Here is a 6700-nt window from a genome sequence, read left to right as displayed (position 1 = left end):
TGTTATCTGGATAAGCGCGACGATCGTGAGTCCATCGCGAGCAAGCTTGCTCCTACAGACAGCCGGACGCAGTCGCTACTCGGTGGGGGCTAATTGATCCAGCGCCCGATTCACCGCCAACTCGCCCAGCATGATGACTTGCGCAATCCCCAGCAGGGAGTTGCGGCATGTCCCGTCCAGTTGATCCGCCAGGTCCGTCGCCATGACATTGGCCGATGCCAGGGATTCACACGCATGGGCCAGCAGGGTTTCGGTATCGAGTTCCGGGTTGACGATAAACAGGGTGGTGGGTGTTCGCGGAGTGGCTTTGATGTGAGCGTTCTGGGCGGCAGGGTTGAAGTAGAAATCGAGGGCGCGATTGACTGCCTCGCGATGTGCTTCTGAATCGGGATTGTCTTGCGGCGATGCCGGATCGGTGTCCGGTGGATTGGGCGTTACTTTGAACATAAATAAAACTCCTTATGCTAACAACAAGGAGCCATCACCCTCGCTACCAAACGAGGGGTGGTGGCCATACGCAGGTTGGTAGACCGGGCACAAGGAAACCGGCGCGCCCGAAGGCGCCCTGTGCATGACCACCATAAATGCGAGACCAGAAGCCTCAAATGGCGATGCAATGCACCTTATGCAGCTCGGGCTACCAAACCCGATCACTGATTTTCAGCGACCGGAAAACGATAAAGCCCAAGATCAAGGCGCACAAGCCGGCGGATTCTGGCGCAAGCGTAGGCAATGGCGCAAGGCGTTGTAGCCTGCGCGAAGTAACACGAAGTGTTTTTAAACAAGCGTCGTTAAACATGAGCAAGCATTGCTAAACATCGCGGAAAACGTCGGATTTCTCCTCAGGGTTGGCGGCCCCGCGCGCCCCTGCACGGACCCTATTTTTGGCTGAGCGCCGCTATCGATACGCCCGAAGCAACGAAGGTGAGTCCTGCCCCTGCGTTCAGGCCATTTATCCGCCGTGGTAGCGCCAGACCGTGCTCGTGCCAGGGCGCAAAGTCAAAGCCACGGCATTTGTGGTTGCCGAACGGTTACGCGTGTATCGAGTGATGGATCCAACAGGGGATCGTCACGTCAACACCCAATACCGGGCAAATGCCTGACCGTGGGCTATAACCAATGGGGGGAATCGCCGGGAAGTACGCCCATGAACATGCCCACACAATCGCTCCAGTCCGAAGAGGGCGATGTGCGCTTGAGCTCGCGAAAGCAACCGTTCAATCTGCTGCGCTGGTTTTCCCTCATCAGCATGGCGGTGATTGGTACGGTGGCGGTGGCGCTGGGGGCTGTGTCCACGCGATTTGTGATTACCGAGAGCGTGCAGCGCGATGCATTGCTGACCTCGCAGTTCATTCAGACGATTGCCTTGACCGAGGTGCGCCACGTATCCATTCCCAATGTGCGCAGCATGGGCGAGCTGCTGGACCCGCGCAAGGACAAGGATTTCCCCGACGTAGACCCGATGGCCCGCGCCAACGCCCGGGGCGAATTTCTCGACCACATCGAGCACTTGCCTGACGTGATCCTTGCCAACATCTACGCCCCCGACCGCATGGTGATCTGGTCGACCAACCCGGCATTGATGGGCACCACGATCCATGCCGACGAAGACCTTGAGCGCGCATTCGCCTCCAGGACGCCGGTGTCGACCAGTTATCACGACGTGGACAAGACACGCATGGAGCAAAAGTTCGTCTCGCCGCCGGAATTCATCTTCATCGAAAACTACATTCCGCTGTTCGATGCCGACGGCGAGCACGTCACGGCGATGGTCGAGATCTACAAGGAACCCGAAGACCTGATCAGCCGCATGGAGCGCGGTCTGGTGTTGATCTGGCTGGCTACCGCACTGGGCGGCGGGCTGATTTATCTGGGGCTGTACTGGATCGTGCGGCGTGCGGCGATCCTGTTGGCGGCGCAGCAAAAACAATTGATCACCAACGAAACCTTTGTCGCCCTGGGTGAGATGTCATCGGCGGTGGCCCACAGTTTGCGTAACCCGTTGGCGACCATTCGCTCCAGTGCCGAACTGGCGCTGGAGTTCGACAATGGCCCGGCGCACCAAAACATCAACGACATCATCGGGCAGGTCGATCGCATGTCGACGTGGGTCAGGGAATTGCTGCAATCCTTGCGCCCGCTCACCGATGAACCGGAACCGGTGAACCTGGTGGCGGCGGTGCACGACAGCCTCATGGCCTTCGAGCAGCAGATCGCCAAGGCCTGCGTTCATGTGGTGTTCGAGCCGAAGGACACGCCCATGGTCCTGAGCCAGCAGTTGCAGTTGACGCAGATACTCAACCGTCTGCTGGCCAACGCGCTGGAGGCCATGGACCAGGGCGGCACGCTCACCGTCATTTTGGAGCCGACGGATGCCCGAGACGTCAGCGTGGTGGTGAGCGATACCGGCAGAGGCATGAACGAGGAACAGCGCAGCATGGCTTTCCGGCCGTTTTTCACCACCAAGCAAGGCGGGCTCGGCGTCGGGCTCGTACTGGTCAAGCGGATTATGGAGCGCTGCGGCGGTACGGTGAGCCTGGACAGTCGCGAGGGCGAGGGCACAAGTGTTCGCCTGTCGTTCCAACGCAGTCCCTGAAATGGGGACGAACTTTCCCCGGTTGCGGGTGTCATTCCCCAGTCGTTTTTCGGGAAATGGCAAATTGATGTTGATAAGCCATTGTTTCCACGAGCATTAGTGCGTTTGTATAGGCTGTAGCAAGTCTGGCGAGCTCCTTGCAAAACCCCCATTACCCCCTTCACGACTTCGAGGCGGCTGGTGATGGACAGAAAAGCGCTGCACCCCTGCAAATGGTTTGGTCTCCTGACGCCCCTTAGCGTTTTCGTGGCCATGACGCTCGGCACAACGAGCCTGCGCGCCAGCCCGATCGACGACGAAGGGCAGCCGCCACCTTCCGACCCTTCGGCGTATTACGACGAGCCGGCTGACAAGGCAGGTGCCTTGAACGCCATTTTGACCATGCCCCCCGCCAACCTGGATGCCTTCGACTTGCCGGCTGGCGTCAAAGGCACCCGAGAGACCCCGCTCAAGGAAAACGTCCTTCCGCCGGCGATACAGACCAGCTTCAATTACCCTACCAACGGCAAACCCAGCCCGTTGTACGGTGCTCTGCCGTTCACCCAGCAACTGGTGCTGTTCGAAGAGTTCGGTCCGGAAAAACTCGACCCCACCACCCCGGCGGCGCAGTTGCCGTTTCCACCGGCCGCCATCGGCCCGCTGCCGCAACAGGATCCCACCAGCGTCGCTCGCAGCGCTCCGCCGAGTGCGGCGCTCGACGCTTTCATGCGCCAACCCGGACTGACCCCGTTTCCCAGCCATTATTCCAACGTGGTCGACCGCAACCCTTGGCAGAAGCAGATCGAATTTTTCCTCAACCGCCGTATCGGTTCGTCGGCTGAAGGCCGTCCACCAGGAAAAGGCTGGTCGCACCAGCGCTGGAACGAGTTTTACCCGCAGATCGCCTACAAGACTGTGCAATCCGGCGCACGGGTGAATACCGGGTTGCGTGACAGTCGTCAGATGCACCGCTATGCCATGGGTGAGTTTGGCCCCGGTGGCCTCTATTACAATGTGGCTGGCCTGCCGACGACCGTAGGCACCGCCAAAGGCGTCGATGCGCGTTTTCACCCGAAAATGCCGGTGCAGAACCACAAATCGGTCTGGACCTTCGACGGCACCTTGCCGCCAAAATTGCTCATGGTGCGTTACGGACAACCCGTGCTGATGCGCCATTACAACGCCTTGCCGATCGACCCGTCGGCGAACATGGGTTTTGGTCTGCACACCCTCAGCACCCACGAACACAACGGTCACCAACCGGCCGAAAGCGACGGTTATGCCAACGCATTTTTCTTCCCCGGGCAATTCTACGACTACCGCTGGCCGATCCAGTTGGCCGGCTACGACAGCATCAACACCACGGCTACAGACCCGCGTGCAGCTTTTCCGTGCTCGCCGGGCGAAACCCTGTGGACCAACGACCTCATCCCCAGCCGCAAGACCTGCGACAACGGCACGATCAAGATCCGTGGCGACTGGCGCGAAACCATGAGCACCCACTGGTTTCACGACCACATGCTCGATTTCACCGCGCAGAACGTCTACAAGGGCAACGCGGCGATGATGAACTACTACAGCGCCCTGGACCGTGGCAATGAAGCGGTGAATGACGGCGTCAACCTGCGTTTACCCAGTGGCAACGCCTTGCCTTGGGGCAACCGCGACTACGACGTCAACCTGCTGTTTGCCGATAAAGCGTGGGACAAGAACGGTCAACTGTGGTTTAACCCGTTCAATACCGACGGCTTCCTCGGTGATCAGGTGCTGGTCAACTGGCAGTGGAAACCGGTCCTGGATGTGCGCGCCCGCAGCTATCGGTTCCGCATGCTCAATGGCTCGGTATCGCGCTACTTCAAACTCGCGCTGGTGCGCGAGATCAAGGGCACCGGCGGCGAGTTCCCAGGGCCTGTCGGGTCAGGCTTGTCGTACGCCCGCGTGCCGTTCCACATGATTGCCAACGACGGCAATATCATGGAACACGCCGTGCCGTTCGACGGCACCATGGACCTGGATGCCGACGGCGATACTCAAAATCACAACGCGATCCTGCCAACCATGGGTATCGCCGAGCGTTTCGACATCGTCGTCAACTTCTCGAAAAACGGGGTCAAGGCGGGCGACAAGCTGTTCTTCGTCAACCTGCTGGTGCACGAAGACGGCAAGGGCCCGGAAGAACCCGTCGCCCTGGCTGACGTGCTGTCCGAGAAGTACAAGGCCGTCATCAGGCAATCCAGCAAGGGGCCGAAGTGGGAGGACGGTGATCCGGCGATAGGCAAAGTGTTGCAATTCAACGTCAAGGCCTACACCGGTCAGGACCTGGCCATGGACCCGGCGGCCTATGAACCGGCCAAACCGGGCAAGGCTGAAGGCCTGGTGATGATCCCGCTGAAAATTCACCGCGATAATGTGGCCGACAAGGCGCTGCTGGCCAAGGCCCGTCATCGCACCTTCACCTTCGGTCGTTCCGACGGCACCGATTCGGCGCCGTGGACAATCAAGACCGACGGCGGTTTCGGTTTCAGAATGGACCCTCGTCGGCTGAACGTCTCGACCAAACTGGCCTCCGGCCCGACCGATGCCGGCGCCACGGGCTTCGGTACGCTGGAAGTGTGGAACATCAAGCTCGGCGGCGAGGGCTGGAGCCACCCGGTACACGTGCACTTCGAGGAGGGGATCATCCTCAGTCGCGGCGGCAAGCTACCACCGGAATGGGAAAAATGGGCACGTAAGGACGTGTACCGCATCGGTCCGGAAAAGGACGGCCTGGACAGCGTCGAGATTGCGATCCACTTCCGCGAATTCGCCGGGACGTACATGGAGCACTGCCACAACACTCAACACGAGGACAACTCCATGCTGTTGCGTTGGGACGTTGAGAAACCGGGGCAATTGCAATTGATGCCGGTTCCGCTGCCGAGCTGGGATGGCGTGCGCTACGTGAACTCTGCTGCACTGCCAACCTTCCGCACCGGCGATGGCTACGGCCCACAAGTGGTGATCAAGCCATGATCCGCAGGGGAGCCGACATGACACTGCACACGCCGCGCTCCCGCGCACTGGGCATGCACCTGATTCTGGTACTGGTGACGTTTTTGCTGGCCAGCCAGGTGCTGCTCGCTCATGAAGGTGCACTGTCGCCGTCGCCGACGGAATCGGCGACACCCTGGGGGCGCGATTACTTTCCCAACACCTTGCTGACCGACCAGGACGGTCGGCAGGTGCGTTTTTTCGATGACATGATCAAAGGCAAAGTGGTGGTGATCAACTTCATCTTCACCACGTGCAGCGATTCCTGCCCGCTGGAAACCGCGCGCCTGCGCCAGGTGCAGCAGTTGTTGGGGCCCCGGGTCGGCCAGGATATTTTTTTCTACTCGATCAGCATCGACCCGTTGAGCGATACACCCGAGGTGCTCAAGGCCTACGCGCAGCGCTTCAAAGTCGGACCGGGCTGGCAGTTCCTCACCGGGGAGTTCGAGGCCGTCACCGACCTGCGCAAAAAGCTCGGGCTGTTCATCGAGGGCGTCGACAACGGTCGCAGCAAGGACCACAACCTGAGCCTGATCGTCGGCAACCAGGGCACCGGTCGCTGGATGAAAGCCTCACCGTTCGAGAACCCATGGATCCTCGCCGATCAGTTGGCCAATACCTTGCAGAACTGGAAGCAACCCAGTGTTGAAGAAAATTATGCCGATGCGCCCGAGATCCGCCCGCCGAGCAACGGCGAAGAGTTGTTTCGCACCCGTTGCGCCTCGTGCCACAGCCTCGGGCCGCAAGACGGGCAGGGCATCGGCATGCGCGCCATCGGCCCGGACCTGATCGGCGTAACCCGCGTGCGCGATCCCGCCTGGCTCAATCGCTGGATCCGCGAACCGGATCGCATGCTGGCCGAAAAAGACCCGATTGCGCTGGAACTGTTTCAACGCTTCGACAAAATCCCGATGCCAAACCTGCGCCTTGATGAGAAAGCGGCGCAGTCCATCATTGATTTTTTGCAGGAGGAAACCGATCGTCAGCAATCGTTGCAAGCGGCGCAGGTGCCATAGCGGCGAATTACTATCATTGAACCGCCGACTCGATCAATGACACCTACACTGATGCGAAACGCCACTGAATAGGCTTCAT

The 6700-nt window shown here is 59.9% G+C and carries 5 protein-coding genes and 1 pseudogene; 4 read left to right on the top strand and 2 right to left on the bottom strand.

The genetic code is table 11. The features are described from left to right. Positions 1-75: 75 nt before the first annotated feature. Positions 76-447, bottom strand: coding sequence for a DUF6124 family protein (locus tag J4E42_RS22400; RefSeq protein ID WP_008034164.1), 372 nt, complete (start codon positions 445-447; stop codon positions 76-78). 124 nt (positions 448-571) lie between these two features. Here J4E42_RS22400 and J4E42_RS22395 point away from each other — a divergent pair, with 124 nt between their 5' ends. Further along, positions 572-751, top strand: coding sequence for a hypothetical protein (locus J4E42_RS22395; RefSeq protein ID WP_157222791.1), 180 nt, complete (start codon positions 572-574; stop codon positions 749-751). A gap of 127 nt (positions 752-878) precedes the next feature. On the opposite strand, the pseudogene J4E42_RS29535 reads toward J4E42_RS22395, so the two are convergent. Then, positions 879-965, bottom strand: a pseudogene (locus tag J4E42_RS29535) (LysE family translocator); the annotation flags it as partial. Between the two features lie 182 nt (positions 966-1147). On the opposite strand from J4E42_RS29535, the gene J4E42_RS22390 reads away from it, so the two are divergent. From J4E42_RS22390 to J4E42_RS22380, 3 genes are all read left to right on the top strand, one after another. Continuing rightward, positions 1148-2596, top strand: a complete 1449-nt coding sequence (locus J4E42_RS22390; RefSeq protein WP_207286179.1) for a sensor histidine kinase — start codon at positions 1148-1150, stop codon at positions 2594-2596. A 183-nt stretch (positions 2597-2779) separates the two neighbouring features. Continuing rightward, complete coding sequence (locus J4E42_RS22385) at positions 2780-5587, top strand: multicopper oxidase domain-containing protein (RefSeq protein WP_207286178.1); 2808 nt, start codon at positions 2780-2782, stop codon at positions 5585-5587. Positions 5588-5604: 17 nt separating this feature from the next. After that, complete coding sequence (locus tag J4E42_RS22380) at positions 5605-6621, top strand: SCO family protein (RefSeq protein ID WP_008043625.1); 1017 nt, start codon at positions 5605-5607, stop codon at positions 6619-6621. Positions 6622-6700: the final 79 nt, after the last annotated feature.

This window comes from Pseudomonas sp. FW300-N2A2 (assembly GCF_017351735.1).
Lineage (GTDB): Bacteria > Pseudomonadota > Gammaproteobacteria > Pseudomonadales > Pseudomonadaceae > Aquipseudomonas > Aquipseudomonas migulae.
This window is presented reverse-complemented; position numbering and strand designations above follow the sequence as displayed.

Excerpts from the sequence above, each read along its gene's own strand:
- J4E42_RS22390 (WP_207286179.1), top strand. The coding sequence starts at position 1,148 with ATGAACATGCCCACACAATCGCTCCAGTCCGAAGAGGGCGATGTGCGC.
- J4E42_RS22395 (WP_157222791.1), top strand. The coding sequence starts at position 572 with ATGACCACCATAAATGCGAGACCAGAAGCCTCAAATGGCGATGCAATG.
- J4E42_RS22385 (WP_207286178.1), top strand. The coding sequence starts at position 2,780 with ATGGACAGAAAAGCGCTGCACCCCTGCAAATGGTTTGGTCTCCTGACG.
- J4E42_RS22400 (WP_008034164.1), bottom strand. The coding sequence starts at position 447 with ATGTTCAAAGTAACGCCCAATCCACCGGACACCGATCCGGCATCGCCG.
- J4E42_RS22380 (WP_008043625.1), top strand. The coding sequence starts at position 5,605 with ATGACACTGCACACGCCGCGCTCCCGCGCACTGGGCATGCACCTGATT.